Below are 15,501 nucleotides of genomic sequence, written 5' to 3' on the forward strand. Positions count from 1 at the left end.
CATTTTGATGTGGCCGACATCACCCGTTCGTGGAGGCCAGTCGTGAAAGTGAAGCCGAAACACGCGTTCCTCGCCCTGCTGTCGTCACTGGCCGTGTGCCTGGGGGTGACTTTCGCGGTCTCGGGGAACGCCTCGGCCGCCAATATCCTGACCAATCCGGGCTTCGAACTCGGGACCACGAGTGGCTGGACCTGCTCCGGCGCGTCCTCGGTGGTCACCACGCCGGTCCACTCCGGCAGCCGCGCGCTCAGTGCCACCCCGGCGGGTCAGGACAACGCCCGCTGCTCGCAGAGCGTGCCGGTCAAGGCCAACACCGCGTACACGCTTTCGGCGTGGGTGCAGGGCAGCTACACCTACCTCGGTGTCACCGGCACCGGGACGGGTGACAAGAACACCTGGACCCCGGGTGGCGGCAGCTGGTCGCAGCTCTCGCTGAGCTTCACCACCGGCGCGTCCACGACGAGCGTCGAGATCTACCTGCACGGCTGGTACGGCCAGCCCGCGTACTTCGCCGACGACGTCAACCTCGACGGCCCCGGCGGCTCGCCGACCACGACGCCGACCACCCCGACCACACCGACGTCCACGAGCCCGACGACCACCACCAGCAACCCGCCGACGACCACGACGAGCACCCCGCCGACCGGGAACCTGCCGAAGCACGTGATCACCGGCTACTGGCAGAACTTCTACAACGGCGCGAAGGCGCTCAAGCTCGCCGACGTCCCGACGAAGTACAACATCATCGCGGTGTCCTTCGCCGACGCGACGGCTACGCCGGGCGCGGTCACCTTCACCCTCGACTCGGGGCTGTCGAGCCAGCTCGGCGGCTACACCGACGCGCAGTTCAAGGCCGACATCAAGACGGCGCAGGCACGCGGGCAGAAGGTGATCCTTTCCGTCGGCGGTGAGAAGGGCACGATCCGCGTCGACTCCTCGGCCGCGGCGACGAACTTCTCCAACAGCATGAAGTCGCTCATCGCGAGCTACGGCTTCGACGGCGTCGACATCGACCTGGAGAACGGCGTCAACTCGACGTACATGGCGCAGGCGCTGCGCAGCATCCACGCGGCGGGCGGCACGGTCATCACCATGGCGCCGCAGACGATCGACATGCAGAGCCCGGCGGCGGAGTACTTCAAGCTGGCGCTGAACGTCAAGGACATCCTGACCATCGTCAACATGCAGTACTACAACAGCGGTTCGATGCTCGGCTGCGACCAGAAGGTCTACTCGCAGGGCACGGTCGACTTCCTCACCGCGCTGGCGTGCATCCAGCTGCAGAGCGGGCTGCGGGCCGACCAGGTCGGTCTCGGCCTGCCGGCCTCCGGTTCGGCCGCGGGCGGCGGCTACCAGGCGCCCGGCAACACGGTCAACGCGCTGAACTGCCTCGCGAAGGGCACGAGCTGCGGCTCGTTCAAGCCTTCGACGACGTACCCGGCGATCCGGGGCGCGATGACCTGGTCGATCAACTGGGACGCCTCGCAGGGCTACGCCTGGTCGAACACGGTGAGCGCGGGCCTGGCCGGCCTCCCGTGATGACCCGCTAGACCGGGGCGGGGCACCGTCGTCGCGCGGGCGACGGTGCCCCGCCCTTTCCATTGCCCGCATTCAGTCCTCTGGATGCGGTAGTTGGCAGGGCGAACTACCGCATCCAGAGGACTGAACGCAGGGGGTCAGAGCGGGGTGAGGGGGAGGCGCAGGGCGCCGGGGGCATGCGGCGGGACGACGGGCTTGAGCGGGGCGACGGGGGACAGGCGCCGGTAGGGGGAGCCGAGCGGCGGCCGCGGGTCGGGCTCGCCTTTGTTGGGCCACAACGACATCGCGCGTTCCGCCTGCGCGGTGATGGTCAGCGAAGGGTTCACCCCGAGGTTCGCCGAGATCGCCGAGCCATCGGCGATGTGCAGCCCGGGGTAGCCGTGCACCCGCTGGTACGGATCGACGACGCCGGTCTCGGCGCTGTCGCCGATCGCGCAGCCGCCGATGAAATGCCCGGTGATCGGGATGTTCGCCAGATCCGTCCACGCGCCCTGCGCCAGCCCGCCGATCTTGTCCGCCACGCGCCGCGTGACCTCGTGCCCGGCCGGGATCCACTCGGGGTTCGGTTCGCCGACGCCCTGTTTCGTGGTCATCCGGCGGCCGAAGAGGCCGCGTTTCGTATATGTGGTCACCGAATTGTTCAGCGTCTGCATCACCAGCAGCCCGACCATCCGCTCCGACCAGCGCCGCGGGTTGTGCAGCCGCACCAGCCGCCGCCGGTTCCGCCACAGTTCCCGCGCGCCCAGCACCCACCGGCGTTTGCCCGGCTCGGCGTCGACGAGCACCGTCGTCAGCAGGCCCATGAAGTTGCTGCCCTTGCCATAGCGCACCGGTTCGACGTGCGTGACGGCGTCGGGGTGGATCGACGACGTGATCGCGACACCGCGGGTGAAGTCGGTGTCCTTCCGCAGGGACCGCGCGGCGAGCACGGCCTCGGAGTTAGTCCTGGCGAGCAAGCCCAAGCGCGGTGACAGCTCTGGCAGTGTGCCCGAGTCCTTCAGCGAATGCAGAAGCCGTTGCGTGCCCAGGGAAGCGGCGGCGAACACGACCTCGGAAGCGGTGAAGGTCCGCTTGCGCTTGCGGACCCACCGTCCTGTTTGGACGGTGTCGACCGCGTAACCGCCGTCGATCGGCCGGACCGACACGGCGGTGGTCAGCGGATGGACCTCCGCGCCCGCCTTCTCCGCCAGGTACAGGTAGTTCTTGACGGTCGTGTTCTTCGCGCCGACCCGGCAGCCGGTCATGCATTCGCCGCAGTGCGTGCACGGCTTCCGCAGCGGGCCTTCGCCGCCGAAGAACGGGTCGACGTCGCGCTTGCCGAAGTGGACGCCGACCGGGGTCGGCCGGTAGGTGTCCGCGATGCCCATGTCCTCGGCGACCTCGCGCAGCACCTGGTCGGCCGGGGTGACCAGCGGGTTCTCCACCACGCCCAGCATCCGTTTCGCCTGGTCGTACTGCGGGGCGAGTTCGGCCTTCCAGTCGGTGATGTGCGCCCACTGCGGGTCTTCGTAGAAGGTGTCCGGGGGTTCGTAGAGCGTGTTCGCGTAGACGAGCGAGCCGCCGCCGACGCCCGCGCCGCTCAAGACGAACGTGTTCTTCAGCAGGGTGAGCCGCTGGATGCCGTAGCAGCCCAGTTTCGGTGCCCACAGGTACTTCCGCAGCCGCCACGAGGTCTTCGCGAACTCGTCGTCGGCGAACCGGCGGCCCGTCTCCAGCACACCGACGCGATAGCCTTTTTCGGTGAGCCGCAACGCGGTCACGCTGCCGCCGAAGCCGGAGCCGATCACCAGCACGTCGTAGTTCATCGCACTCCCGCCGTCCGGTAGTCGCCGAGGTCGAGCGTCTTCGTCCGCCGGTCGTATTCGGTGACCAGACCGGGCCAGTTCGTGCTCACGCGGCCGTTCTCCTGGCGGTACCAGCTGGCACAGGTCGTCCAGACACTGCGCCCGAGCCGCCGCTGGATCTCGTCGTCGTACCGTTGCTCGACTTCCGGGACGACGTCCATATAGGACACTTCCGGTTTGGCGAGGTGTTCGACGGCCTGGCGGATGTACCGGGCCTGCCGTTCGATCATGTAGATGATGGAGCCCGCGCCGAGGTTCGTGTTGGGGCCGTAGACGCAGAACAGGTTCGGGAAACCCGGCACGGTCATGCCGAGGTACGCCCGCGCGCCGCCCTTCCACGCGTCGGACAGCGACTTTCCGCCGAGCCCCTCCACCTTGAGTTCGCCGAGGAAGTCCGTCGCCGCGAAACCGGTTCCGTAGACGATGACGTCGGCCTCGTGTTCGACGCCGTCCTCGGTGCGCACGCCGGACGGGGTGATCGCGCTGATGCGCCGCGTCTCCACGGCGACGTTGTGCTGCGCCAGCGCGGGCAGGTACTCGTTGGTGAACAGGATCCGTTTGCAGCCCAGCGGATAGTCCGGGGTGAGCTTCTCGCGCAGTGCCGGGTCCTTGATGTGGCGGCGGCGCAGCTGGGCCGTCCGCAGTTCGAACACCTTGGCCAGCAACGGATGCTTCGTCATCGCGTAGGTCGCGTATTCGGCGAGCAGGAAGATCCGGAGCCTGCCGAGCAGCTGGGTGGCCGGAAGATGCCGGAACAGCCGCTGCTGCCAGCGCCGGTAGCGGGTGTCCCGTTTGGCCATGATGTACGGCGCGGTGCGCTGGAACACGGTCAGTTCGCCCGCCTGGCGCTGGAGTTCGGGCACGAACTGGATCGCGCTCGCGCCGGTGCCGATCACCGCGACCTTCTTACCGCGCAGGTCGACGTCGTGATCCCAGCGCGCGGAGTGGAAACTGGCGCCTTCGAAGGTCTCCTGGCCGGGGATGTCCGGCTGGACCGGCCGCGAAAGCTGGCCGACGGCGGGCACGAAGACGTTCGCTTCGTAGGTCTCGCCGCCCGCGGTCTCCACCCGCCAGAGTCCGCGCTCCTCGTCGAAGGCCGCGCCGGTGACGCGGGTGCCGAACCGGATATGCGGTTCGAGGCCATAGCGGCGCACCACGCGCTTGAGGTATTCGTGGATGTCCGGTTGCAGCGAGAACCGCTTCGGCCAGTCGGGATTGGGCTCGTAGGAGAACGAGTACAGCGGCGACGGGATGTCGCAGCCCGCGCCGGGATACGTGTTCTCCCGCCAGACGCCGCCGGGTTCGCCGGCGCTCTCCAGGATGGTGAAGTCGTCGAACCCGGCGCGTTTGAGCTCGATCGCCGTCCCGACCCCGCCGAAGCCCGTCCCTACGATCAGCACGCTCGTATCGCCCATGCCGAGCGAAGTTACCCAGCGGTCACCCGGGGTGGAAGTACACGACCGGCCATTCAATCGAGATTTTCGGCCACGAGCTACTACAGCTGGGCCCGGTTGGTGACGGTCAGGAAGAACTCGATCTTGTCGTCCGGGGTGTCGTCCTGGCTGTTCCAGATCAAGAGCTTCAGGTCCCGGCCGTACTTGTCCTTGACCACGCCCGCCGCGCCCGCGGGGATGACGAACTTGTCCGAGCCCATGCCGCCGTAGTCGTTGGTCTGGTCGCTGTCCCCTTCGAACAGCGTGCCGAAGATCTCGAGCTCGACGCTCAGGTCGTCGGGAAGGAACTTCGCGTTGATCGTCGCGTCGACCCGGAGTTCGCCACCCCAGCCGTTCTTGTATCCGGTGCCGTCCACCGGATTGACCGGGTCCACCCGTAGTTCCCAGTACTTGCGGTCGTGGAAGTACTCGTCGGGGTCGTCCTCGAACGGGTTGGCGCTGAATTCGTCGTCACGCATCTCGATCCGCGCCTCGATCCGGACCAGCCGATACCGTTCCGGCGGCGGTTTGAGCCCGACCTCGATGGTGTACACCTTCCCCTTCTCCGCGAGGAGCTCCACTTCCCCCGCCGCGATGCCCACCTCCCGGTTGATGAACTTCGACGCCTTGACGAGATATCGCCCCTCGAAGATGTCCACTTCGAAGCGTCCCTGCCCATCGGTGAAGACCACCGAACCCGCGTTCACCTGCGCCCCGGCCACCGGGGTGCCGTCGAAGGTCACCGTTCCCTTGAGCAGCGCCGGCCCGTCCGTCTTGCGCCATTTGGTGACCGGGACCGGTTCCAGGCGGGCGAGGTGGTGTACCAGCGGTTCGGCGTAGCCCCACAGGCCGAAGCCGGTCTCCTCCGGCCGATCCCAGAGGAGCAGGTTGTCGGGACTGACCGCGCGTCCGGGGCCGGGGTTCTCCCAGCGGTCGGAGTTCTTCGCGTCGCCGTCGGCCCAGTCGAAGGCGAAGGTGTTGGCGAGCTGGTTGGCGCAGTCGTCGCCCATGTCGGAGAAGAGTTCGTTGAACGAGACCTCCACCCAGCTGTTGCCTTCGTCCCGCGCGGTGCGGAAGATCTTCTCTTCGAGGAACGGAACGAACCATCTCGCCGCTGTGCGGCGCTCGTCCTCGCTGTAGAAGTACAGCCCGTCCAGCGTCTGGTCGTCGGTCTGCGCTCCGGCCTGCAGATCGGTCAGTTCGAGGTCGGCCTGCTTCGTGACGACGTCCGGGCCCTCCAGCTTGATCCCGGCCCGCCTCGCGGCCAACCAGAGGAACGACGCGCATTGCGTCGGCAGGGTCCCGGCCGCCCAGCCCGCGCTGTCGGGCGCGGGGCCGAGCACGCCGCCCGGTCCTGGGCGGATCGCGACCGCCGAGTCGGTGTAGCAGTAGAACCGGTAGTGCACTTTCGACTGGCGTCCCTCGCGGGTGTCCTGCGCTGTGACACAAAGGCTCCTGGCCTCGTCTGCCACTTTGTGCAGACGCTGCCGGATGGTCGGATCCGCCTGTTCGGCCAGCGGATGCGGTTTGATCACCATCGGTTCGATGATCTGCCACCGCCCGTCGAGCATGGCCGAATCGACCAGGTTGAACGCCGAGATCTTGTACTTCTTCTGCTCCGCGTCGACGAACTTGGCCTCGTCGGCGTCGGAACCGTAGGCGTCCTCGACGCTCTGGGTGATGCCGCCCGGCCATTGGAACCGTGCGGAGTCGGGTTCGAAACCGTCCGTCGGCGCCTCCTGATCGGCTCCGGCGGGATGGACGCCGCGAGGGTGTCCCTTCGAGAGCCATTCCTCGGACGCGGTGGAATGGGAGATCTCGGTGTGGTTCTTCGTCATGATCCCGCAGTGCGCGTAGCGCTGGGCCGGGCTCACCTGGGAGAGGAGGCCGCCGATGACGCCGTTCCCGCCGGGTACCAGGACGAGGTCGCCCTTGCGCGCGTTCGCGATCCTCGGCGGGATCCGTTCGTGGCCGAAGTCGCCGGTGAACTGGCAGGCGAAGTTCTCCGGGATCTCAGCCGGCAGATCGTCCGGGTCGCACAAGCCGTCCTGGACGACCGGCCCCGGCGCCGCCAGCGGGGTGACTTCGAGCCCCGAGTACCAGTTCCGGCCCGCCACGGTGCGGTCTTCCCCGTCCCGCGCCACCCGGGCGGCGTAGCGCAGGTCCCAGAGGTGCTCTTGGGTGAGACCCTGCGGCGCGAGGACCTTGACAGCGCCGGAATCCTCGACGCGGACGGACACCGGGCCGGTAGGCCGGTCGTTGACGATCGTCGCGAACCGCTCTCGCCAGTCACCGGTTCCCGCCTCGGCGAAGAGGAAGCCGGGATGCTGCGTCAGCTGCGCTCTCGGCGGCCGGACCAGGGAGAACGCCGCACTCGTATGGACATCGGTGCCGTCCAGCGTCTTCCCGAAGAGATGGACGACCGCGCCGTGTGCTCCGTGGCCGAGACTCCGATCGAGGGTCACGTCGACGGACACCGAGGCACCGGGCAGGACCGTGACGTCGATGGCCTCGTCCGGCCCGAGCGGGGTCGTTTCGTCGTCGTCGGCGGTCCATTCGATCCGGCGGCGATCGAACGCGATCTCCACCGGCTCGAGATTGGTCACGGTGAACGCACCGCGGTAGTGCGAGTCGCGATCGGCGATCTGCACCGCCTGCCCGTCGGTCCGCACGGGCGGGCGGATCTGCGCCAGTTCGTCGCGGAGCACCCGGTACGAGCTGCCCAGCACCAGGGTCCGTTCCACGGAAAGGGAAGTACCGTCCGCGTGGGTGACATCGAGCCGGACGCGGACCGGCGTCCACGCCCGCGCATGGTCGACATCGGAGCCCAGTTCGCCGCCGAACACCGGTTCCGAGGTGGTGTACCCGGCCGACCCGATCTGCCACCGGAAGGAATCTCCTTGCCGCAGAACGGGATTCGCGTCATCGACCTCGACGGCGCGGATGAATACGGCGAGCGGGTTGAACGGGTTCTGTGCGATGTCGAGCAGGGGGACCGCGGGCGTTCCGGCGATCTCGATCAGCAGCGCCCTTTCCTCCCGCAGCGTTCCCGAGGTCGCTGTGACCGGTACGCGCCAGACGCCGGGTTTGGGTGACGACTGGAGCCGGAGGTCGAAACCCTCCAACCCGTTGATCGTCACCCTCGTCCCGGCTTCGGCGTCCGGCTTCAGCGTGACGGTCACCTGAACGGCACCGCCCGGCGTGGTCGTGGCCGGGGCGGTCACCGTCGCGATCAGCGCTCCCGGCTCGGCGAGGCCCTGCAACGAAGCGAGCAGCTGTTTCGCGGCCTCGAGCAAGCTGGTGAAGCGAACCGGGTCGAGCCGGACAAGCAGTTCGTACAGCCGCACGGCTTCCAACGCGGCGTTGAGCGCTTCCCCACGCCGGTCCGCCGCGATGAGCCGGTGCGCGAGGATGAACGCCGCGTACGCCCAGGAAGGTTTGTGTGCGGCGCCGCCTTCGGCTTCGGCGAGTTTCCGGTAGATGTCGCGGCATTCCCGTTGCGGGGCGACGGCTTCCGCGGCGTGGCCCGCGCCGGCGAACCGGATGGACAGATTGTCGAGCGCCCAAGCGAGTGACGGCTGATTGTCCAGTTCGCGGAAGACGGCTACGCCTTCCTGTGTCGCGAGGATGGCTTCGTCGGGAAGTTTCGCGTTGGACGCGTGTGCTCCGAGCATGACCGCCGCGTGCCCCCACGATGGCTTGTGAGCCGGATGTGTCTCGGCGAGTTCGCGGTAGATGTCCCGGCATTCGCGGGCGGGCCGGACCGCTTCGGTGTACTCGCCCGCGCCGGAATACCGCATCGCGAGGTTTTCCAGCGCCCAGGCCAGATTCGGCCGGTCATCGATCCGCCGGAAGACCTGCGCGCCCTCCTTGGTCGCCTCGATGGCTTCGTCGAAGAGTTTCGCGTTGACCGCGTGTGCTCCGAGCATGACCGCCGCACGGCCCCAAGAGACCTGATGAGCCGCGTCGTGCTCGGCGAGGTCGCGGGAGATGTCGCGGCTTTCCCTTGCGGGTATGACGGCTTCGGGGTAGCGGCCGGCGGCGGAGTAGCGCATGGCCAGGTTCTCCAGTGCCCAGGCGAGCTGGGCCTGGTCGCCGATCGCGCGGTAGATGTCGGCGCCTTCGATGGTCGCGGTGATGGCTTCGTCGAACAGCTTGGCGTTGACCGCGTGCGCGCCGAGCATGACCGCGGCATGTGCCCAGCCTGTCCGCTGTGCCGGATCGGTCTCGGCCAGTCCACGGGAGATGTCGCGGCTTTCCCTTGCGGGTATGACGGCTTCGGGGTAGCGGCCGGCGGCGGAGTAGCGCATGGCCAGGTTGTCGAGTGCCCAGGCGAGCTGGGCCTGGTCGCCGATCGCGCGGTAGATGTCGGCGCCTTCGATGGTCGCGGTGATGGCTTCGTCGAACAGCTTGGCGTTGACCGCGTGCGCGCCGAGCATCACCGCTCTGAACGCCGCCGACGGCCTGAACGAGGTCGGATCCGCGGTCGCCAGCCGCCGCGCGACGTCGCGGGCGTGCCGCGCCGGTTCGACCGCCTCGGCGTACCGGCCCGCTTGGGAGAGCCGGGAGGCCAAGCCGTCGAGTGCCGAGACCACGGCGGACATCCCGGGGTGATCCTCCGGCGGCGGGGTGCCACCGGTGCCGCCCCACGGGCGCTGCCAGCCCGGCCCGCCGGAGAAGGGCCGGGCGTACAACAGCCCGTCGGCGGGCCGAAGGACGGCGAGGTCGAACTTCCCGTCGTAGGCCGCGGGTACCGGCAGATCGCCCACTTGACCCCACTGTTCCTCGACCGGGCGCCCGGATGAGGACGGGGTGATCCGCCAGATACCGGCGGCGGGTTGCCAGGTCGCCTCGTCGACCGTTCCGTCGCCGTCGTAGTCGGCCGGCACCGGGACGTCGGACGTGATTCCTCTTGCCGCTGAGATCGTCATGCGTTTCGCCACCCTGTCCCCGGTTGTGTCGTGCAGGGATCACAGTGGTCCGTTCGGTCTACGCGCCGCTATCGCGTCCGGGCGCCCTAAAGGGCTTCAGGCGGTGCCCTTTCGTCTCGCATTCAGAGGACGAAACGCACCGAGTGCGACTCGGCCTTCGGGTGAGCCCAGGTCAGGAGCCGGTGGGCGGAGCTCTCGAGGGCGTCCAGATCGCGCTTCGGGACGCGCTCGAACGGCGTGATCACGACCGAAGCGGCCTTTTTCACCGTCTTGAGCTCCCAGAAGCCCTTCACGAACCCGCCGATCAGGATGGTGCCCTTGACCAGGCCGTTCTGGGTGATGACGACCTTGCGGTGCTCGTCGCTGATCACCCGGGTGCGGTCGGCGTAGGACAGGACGGTCTGGTCGAACGGTCCCAGCAGCCGGGCGGGCGCCGGGGTGTCCGGGTCCGGCCGCGGGGCGTCTTCGAGGTCGAAGAGTTCCCGGCCGTTCTCGTCGCGGAACGTCCGCAGTTCCGGCCGCAGCCGCTCGGCGACGTCGCCGAGTTTCGTGATGCCGGCCCACGCCTGCGCGTCCTGCACGCTGGCGGGCCCGAACGCGGCCAGATAGCGCCGGAACATCGCTTCCGGCGACGGCGTGGCGTCCGGTTCCGCGCCCAGCCAATCCCCGGTGGTCTGGTACGTCGGCTGCCCGGACTTGCCCCAGACGCCGCGCGGCGGGATCTGCACCAGCGGCAGCATCGCCCGCGCGACGTGCATCAGCGACGACGGCGCGACGCCCTCCCAGCACTTCGCGAGTTCCGCGCCGAGGCCCGCCGCCGAAAGCGGCCGCTCGCCGAGCAGCTTGCGGGCGGTGCGGGCGATCTCCTGATGGTCGAGGCCCTTGATGTCCGGGCCGAACTGGGTGTTGCCGGTGACCGCGCGGTCGTAGAGCGGCTGCACGATCGGCCGCCAGGCCAGCGCGTCCGACGGCGTCACCAGGTGGACCGTGCCGCGCATGAGCGCGATCCGCACGACGCTCTTGTCCAGCAAGAGGTTCGCCAGGTCTTCCTGGCGGAAGCCGTCCAGCCGGGTCCACAGCGCGAAGTACGGCGGGTTCGGCGCCTGTGCTTGCAGCCCCGCCAGATGTTCGACCGCTTCGAGCGCGGTCATCTTCGAACGCCGGAGCAGCAGCTGCCGGTCCAGCATGGCGCGGTTCAGCGCGCGCCTGCTCAACGTGTCGGACATGCCGCTCACCTTAAACGGGATCAAGGACAGTTACGGTCCTCAATGCGCCGATCGGCGCCCAGGGATCCATAATCCCGGCCATGGAAATACCGCCGCCGGTGATCCGGGACTGGGACTACCCGCGCGGCACGGCGAGCATCGTGCTCATGGCCCGCTTCGCCGCCGAGAACGGCGTCAAGGGGCTGGAGTCCTACGAGCACGCCCCCGTGGACGGCCAGGTGGACGCGCGTCAGGAACTCGCGGTGGTCCGGGCCCTGGTCCGCGGTCTCGGCGGCGAGGACGCCCTCGCGCTACGGCTGAGCAGGCGATACCGCGTCAGCGCGTTCGGCATCTTCGGCTTCGCGTGCATCAGCAGCCCGACGCTGGGGGACGCGATGCGGTTCGCCCTGCGCTACCTGGACCTGAGCTTCACCTTCTGCATCCCGCACGTGGCCGTCGAGGCGGGACGGCTCGCGCTCGCCATGGACGACAGCCGTGTGCCGGGCGACGTCGCGCGCTTCCTGCTGCTGCGCGACCTCGGCGCCATCCACACCGTCATGCGTGACATCCTGCCGGACATCTCCTTGCGCTCCTTGGCCTTCCGGCACGAGAAACCCTCCACTGTGGACGAATACGTGCGGACCTTCGGCCTGGCGCCGTCGTTCTCCGCGCCGTCGCACGTCGCCACCCTGGACTCGCTCCTCCTCGACAGACCGCTGCCGCAGGCCAACGACCAGACCGTCGCGGTCTGCGCCGCGCAATGCGAGCTGCTGGTGTCGCGGAAACGGGAGCGGTCCGGGATCGCCCAGCAGGTCCGGGAAAGGCTGGTGCGGCTCGGCGGGGTCGACGCGGGCATGGAGGAGGTCGCGCGGCAGCTCGCCGTCAGCCCGCGGACCCTGCGGCGACGGCTGTTCGAGGCCGGGACCGGCTACCGTGCCCTGCTCGACGAGGTCCGCCAGGCGCTGGCGGAGGAGATGCTCGACACCGGCGCGCTCAGCGTGGAGGACGTCGCGCTGCGGCTGGGCTACGCGGAGGCGTCGAGTTTCATCTACGCCTTCAAACGCTGGAAGGGGATGACGCCGGCGGCCTACGCCCGGCGGAACGCGTTGCGAGCACGGCCGGGTAGGTGACCCGCAGCAGGTGCAGGATCGACTCGGTGAGGAACACCCGCAGTTCCTCCCGGCCGAGCGTGCCGCGGATCAGCCATTCGCGCGACGCCGCGCGCAGCATCCCGCCGTACGAACGGATCATCGCGCGGAGTTCCTCGCGACCCTCGGTGACGTCGCTCATCAGCGCGGCCGCGAGCACGCGATCGGCGGCGATCTCGTCACCCTCCAGCATGATCCGCTCGATCTCCGGGTCGCGGCCCACCGCCTCCGGGCCGATCGCCGTCAGCCACGCCTGCTCGTTGCGCTCGACGACCTCGATCCAGTGCCGGACGCTGATCTCGAGCCGCTCCTCGGCGGTCGTTTCCGGCAGGTTCTCGATCACCGGCGCCGGGACGATCATCATCTGCCGGACGACTTCCAGGTACAGCTCCCGTTTGCCGCCGAAGTAGTGGTTGATCAGCGGCCTGGCCACGCCGGCGGCCTTCGCGATGTCCGAGGTCGAAACCGAGGCGTACGTGCCCGCGCCGAACAGCCGCCGGGCCGCGGTCAGGATCTCGGCGCGCCGGGCGGCCGGTTCGAGGCGGCGCCGCGGGGCTTCCGGATCGGTGCTCATGGGCCGAGCGTAACCGTTTCACGCGACCACCTGCCGTTACTCATTCGGAACAACCGCTCGGTAACCCCTGGGGCCTTCAAGGCGACGTTCGGGGCGGGGGGACCGGGCGTCATGGGTAGGGACGAATGGCCAGTGCCGAACGCGAGCCGGTGTGCCGTACCGGACGGTGGGTCAGTGTGCGGCTGCAGCATCGTGACGTCCGGATCCAAGGTGACAGCGGGGCCGAATCCGTCTCCTACGCGGGGATCGTGATCACGAGTTTCGAGAACGGCGCCGAGGTCGGCGAACGCTGGATCCCGCTCGGGGTCGATCCGTCGGAGGCCGACGACGAACAGCTCATCCAGCAGCTGCGCGACGCGCTGATCTGGCAGGCGCGGCGACCGCCGAAGACTGAACACACGTGATTGGAGGCGTAACTCGCGTGATTGAAGCCGGACCGGCTCCAGACACGCGAGATACGCCTCCAGACACGTGAGTTACGGCTCCAATCACGCGAGATCCGGTTAGGGGGTCCGCAGGCCGTCGAAGGCGATCTTGCACACCGCGTCCGCGAGTTCCGTCCCCGCCGAGCCTCGCCGCGGCCGGTACCACTCGATCAGCGAGTTCACCATGCCGTACAGGAGCCGCGCGGTGACCGCGGGATCGATGTCCGGCCGCACGTCGCCCTCGGTTTCGGCCTGTTTCACCAGTTCCGTGACGAGCCGGTCGAATTCGCGCCGCCGCGCGAGCGCCGCCCGCTCGATCTTCGTGTTGCCGCGCACCCGCAGCAGCAGCGTCACGAACGGCAGCTGGTCGACCAGCACGAGCACACTGCCCCGCACCAGGTGCTCCAGCTTCTCGATCGCCCTGCCCTCGAAGGATTCCGTCTCGGCGGCGACGGCGAACAGGCCGTTCAGCGCGCGGTCGACGGCGAGCCGCAGCAGCTCCTCCTTGCTCGGCACGTGGTGGTAGATCGCGGATTTCGTGATGCCGAGCTTGCGGGAGAGATCCTCCATGCTGGTGCCGTCGTAGCCGCGCTCGTTGAACAGTTTGACCGCGACCTGCAGCAGCGACTCGAGGTCGTAGCCGGGGCGGCCCCGGCGCGCGGGGGTGCTCAACCGCGGTCCCGTTCGTCGAGGACGCGGCGCATCTTGCCGAGCGAGCGTTCCAGCGTGTCCGGATCGACGACCTCGACGCCGACGCTCACGCCGACCCCGTCCTTGACCCCGGCGATCAGCCGGGCGGCGGCCTCGGCGCGCTGCTCGGTGGTCGCGTCAGGACGCGCTTCGACGCGGACGGTCAGATGGTCCATCCGGCCCTTCGTGGACCGGATCAGCTGGAAATGCGGCGTGAGCGCGGGGGTCACCAGCACGACTTCCTCGATCTGCGTGGGGAAGACGTTGACGCCACGCAGGATGATCATGTCATCGCTGCGCCCGGTCACCTTCTCCATCCGCCGGAACGCCGGCCGCGCGGTGCCCGGCAGCAGCCGGGTGAGGTCGCGCGTGCGGTACCGGATGATCGGCAGCGCCTGCTTGGTGAGCGAGGTGAACAGCAGTTCACCCTCGGCATCGGTGGGTTTCTCGGTGAACGGGTCGATCACCTCGGGGAAGAAGTGGTCCTCCCAGATGTGCAGCCCGTCCTTGGTCTCGACGCATTCCTGCGCGACGCCGGGGCCCATCACCTCGGACAGGCCGTAGATGTCGACGGCGTCGATGCCGACGCGGTCCTCGATCTCGGCGCGCATCTGCTCGGTCCACGGCTCGGCGCCGAAGATGCCGACCTTGAGCGAGCTCGTCTGCGGGTCGATGCCCTGCCGCTCGAACTCGTCGAGCAGCGTCAGCATGTACGACGGCGTGACCATGATGATCTCGGGTTTGAAGTCGGTGATGATCTGCACCTGGCGCGCGGTCATGCCGCCGGACGCCGGGATCACCGTGCAGCCGAGCTTTTCGGCGCCGTAGTGCGCGCCGAGCCCGCCGGTGAACAGGCCGTAGCCGTAGGCCACGTGGACCTTGTCGCCCGGTCGCCCGCCCGCGGCGCGGATCGAGCGCGCCATCACCGTCGCCCAGGTGTCGATGTCTTCGGACGTATAGCCGACGACGGTCGGTTTCCCGGTGGTGCCGCTGGACGCGTGGATGCGGCTCACCTGCGCTTCCGGCACGGCGAACATGCCGAACGGGTAGTTGTCGCGCAGATCCTGTTTGGTGGTGAAGGGGAACTTCGCCAGATCTTCCAGCGCCTTGCAGTCGTCCGGGTGAACGCCCGCCTCGTCGAACTTCCTGGTGTAGAACGGCACGTTGTCGTACGCGTGCCGCAGCGTCCACCGAAGGCGCTTCAGTTGCAGCGCCTGGAGCTCGTCGATGGTCAGGTTCTCGGCGTCGTCGCTGAAAGTCATCGTCATGCCTTCTGGATGGTGCGGCTGCGGCCGCGGAATTCGGCGACGACCTCCGGCCCGTCGGGGGTCTCCCGGTGCACGGTGACGTCGTAGATGCCGTTGCGGCCGTAGCGGGTCCGCTCGGTGGCGGTGGCGATGAGGTGGTCGCCGAGTTTGCCGGCGGTGACGAAGGAGATCTCTGCGCCGGACGCGACGGTGACCGGGCCATGACTGTTGCAGGCGCAGGCGAACGTCGTGTCGGCCAGCAGGAAGACGTAGCCGCCGTGGGCGATGTCGTGGCCGTTCACCATCGTCTCGGTGATCCGCATGGTGGCGACGGCGTGCCCTTCGGCGGCCTCGATCAGCTCGATGCCCAGAGCCTTCGACGCCCGGTCGTCGGCGAACATCGTGTGCGCGGCGTTGCCAGTCATTACGAGACCACCTGGTTACTGACCGAATGGACGGTTGTTA

At 68.6% G+C, this 15,501-nt stretch carries 11 protein-coding genes; 3 read left to right on the plus strand and 8 right to left on the minus strand.

The genetic code is table 11. The features are described 5' to 3' along the window. Positions 1 to 42 precede the first annotated feature (42 nt). On the plus strand, positions 43 to 1,539 hold the full coding sequence (locus ACIRGA_RS27395; protein ID WP_400945922.1) for a chitinase: 1,497 nt from the start codon (positions 43 to 45) through the stop codon (positions 1,537 to 1,539). Between the two features lie 137 nt (positions 1,540 to 1,676). Here the strand turns inward: ACIRGA_RS27395 and ACIRGA_RS27400 are convergent, their stop codons facing one another. The 4 genes from ACIRGA_RS27400 to ACIRGA_RS27415 form a co-directional block, all read right to left on the minus strand. After that, positions 1,677 to 3,344 (minus strand): GMC oxidoreductase, encoded by a 1,668-nt coding sequence (locus ACIRGA_RS27400; protein WP_400945924.1) that lies wholly within the window; start codon positions 3,342 to 3,344, stop codon positions 1,677 to 1,679. Continuing rightward, a complete protein-coding gene (locus ACIRGA_RS27405) occupies positions 3,341 to 4,798 on the minus strand; it encodes a flavin-containing monooxygenase (protein WP_400945926.1) in 1,458 nt (485 codons plus the stop codon). Before ACIRGA_RS27405 ends, ACIRGA_RS27400 begins: the two co-directional genes overlap by 4 nt. Before the next feature lie 80 nt (positions 4,799 to 4,878). Continuing rightward, complete coding sequence (locus ACIRGA_RS27410) at positions 4,879 to 9,747, minus strand: tetratricopeptide repeat protein (RefSeq protein ID WP_400945929.1); 4,869 nt, start codon at positions 9,745 to 9,747, stop codon at positions 4,879 to 4,881. A gap of 122 nt (positions 9,748 to 9,869) precedes the next feature. Continuing rightward, positions 9,870 to 10,973, minus strand: a complete 1,104-nt coding sequence (locus ACIRGA_RS27415; RefSeq protein ID WP_400945931.1) for a winged helix DNA-binding domain-containing protein — start codon at positions 10,971 to 10,973, stop codon at positions 9,870 to 9,872. Between the two features lie 80 nt (positions 10,974 to 11,053). On the opposite strand from ACIRGA_RS27415, the gene ACIRGA_RS27420 reads away from it, so the two are divergent. Further along, positions 11,054 to 12,082, plus strand: a complete 1,029-nt coding sequence (locus ACIRGA_RS27420) for an AraC family transcriptional regulator (protein WP_400945933.1) — start codon at positions 11,054 to 11,056, stop codon at positions 12,080 to 12,082. Here the strand turns inward: ACIRGA_RS27420 and ACIRGA_RS27425 are convergent. Further along, positions 12,009 to 12,674 (minus strand): TetR/AcrR family transcriptional regulator, encoded by a 666-nt coding sequence (locus ACIRGA_RS27425; RefSeq protein WP_400945935.1) that lies wholly within the window; start codon positions 12,672 to 12,674, stop codon positions 12,009 to 12,011. The genes ACIRGA_RS27420 and ACIRGA_RS27425 overlap by 74 nt on opposite strands. A gap of 125 nt (positions 12,675 to 12,799) precedes the next feature. Between ACIRGA_RS27425 and ACIRGA_RS27430 the strand changes: the two genes are divergently transcribed. Then, a complete protein-coding gene (locus ACIRGA_RS27430; protein ID WP_400945938.1) occupies positions 12,800 to 13,078 on the plus strand; it encodes a hypothetical protein in 279 nt (92 codons plus the stop codon). A gap of 99 nt (positions 13,079 to 13,177) precedes the next feature. Here ACIRGA_RS27430 and ACIRGA_RS27435 read toward each other — a convergent pair whose 3' ends face one another. The 3 genes from ACIRGA_RS27435 to paaI are packed head-to-tail and all read right to left on the minus strand — an operon-like array spanning position 13,178 to position 15,437. Beyond that, a complete protein-coding gene (locus tag ACIRGA_RS27435) occupies positions 13,178 to 13,771 on the minus strand; it encodes a TetR/AcrR family transcriptional regulator (RefSeq protein ID WP_400945941.1) in 594 nt (197 codons plus the stop codon). Next, complete coding sequence (gene paaK, locus ACIRGA_RS27440; RefSeq protein WP_400945944.1) at positions 13,768 to 15,057, minus strand: phenylacetate--CoA ligase PaaK; 1,290 nt, start codon at positions 15,055 to 15,057, stop codon at positions 13,768 to 13,770. The genes ACIRGA_RS27435 and paaK overlap by 4 nt, the downstream gene beginning before the upstream one ends. Then, on the minus strand, positions 15,054 to 15,437 hold the full coding sequence (gene paaI, locus ACIRGA_RS27445) for a hydroxyphenylacetyl-CoA thioesterase PaaI (RefSeq protein WP_400946005.1): 384 nt from the start codon (positions 15,435 to 15,437) through the stop codon (positions 15,054 to 15,056). The genes paaK and paaI overlap by 4 nt, the downstream gene beginning before the upstream one ends. Positions 15,438 to 15,501: the final 64 nt, after the last annotated feature.

It is taken from the genome of Amycolatopsis sp. NPDC102389 (assembly GCF_044765885.1).
Taxonomy (GTDB): domain Bacteria; phylum Actinomycetota; class Actinomycetes; order Mycobacteriales; family Pseudonocardiaceae; genus Amycolatopsis.

Coding starts and splice junctions, on each gene's coding strand:
- ACIRGA_RS27400 (WP_400945924.1), bottom strand. CDS start 3,344: ATGAACTACGACGTGCTGGTGATCGGCTCCGGCTTCGGCGGCAGCGTG.
- ACIRGA_RS27405 (WP_400945926.1), bottom strand. CDS start 4,798: ATGGGCGATACGAGCGTGCTGATCGTAGGGACGGGCTTCGGCGGGGTC.
- ACIRGA_RS27410 (WP_400945929.1), bottom strand. CDS start 9,747: ATGACGATCTCAGCGGCAAGAGGAATCACGTCCGACGTCCCGGTGCCG.
- ACIRGA_RS27415 (WP_400945931.1), bottom strand. CDS start 10,973: ATGTCCGACACGTTGAGCAGGCGCGCGCTGAACCGCGCCATGCTGGAC.
- ACIRGA_RS27420 (WP_400945933.1), top strand. CDS start 11,054: ATGGAAATACCGCCGCCGGTGATCCGGGACTGGGACTACCCGCGCGGC.
- ACIRGA_RS27425 (WP_400945935.1), bottom strand. CDS start 12,674: ATGAGCACCGATCCGGAAGCCCCGCGGCGCCGCCTCGAACCGGCCGCC.
- ACIRGA_RS27430 (WP_400945938.1), top strand. CDS start 12,800: ATGGCCAGTGCCGAACGCGAGCCGGTGTGCCGTACCGGACGGTGGGTC.
- paaK (WP_400945944.1), bottom strand. CDS start 15,057: ATGACGATGACTTTCAGCGACGACGCCGAGAACCTGACCATCGACGAG.
- paaI (WP_400946005.1), bottom strand. CDS start 15,437: ATGTTCGCCGACGACCGGGCGTCGAAGGCTCTGGGCATCGAGCTGATC.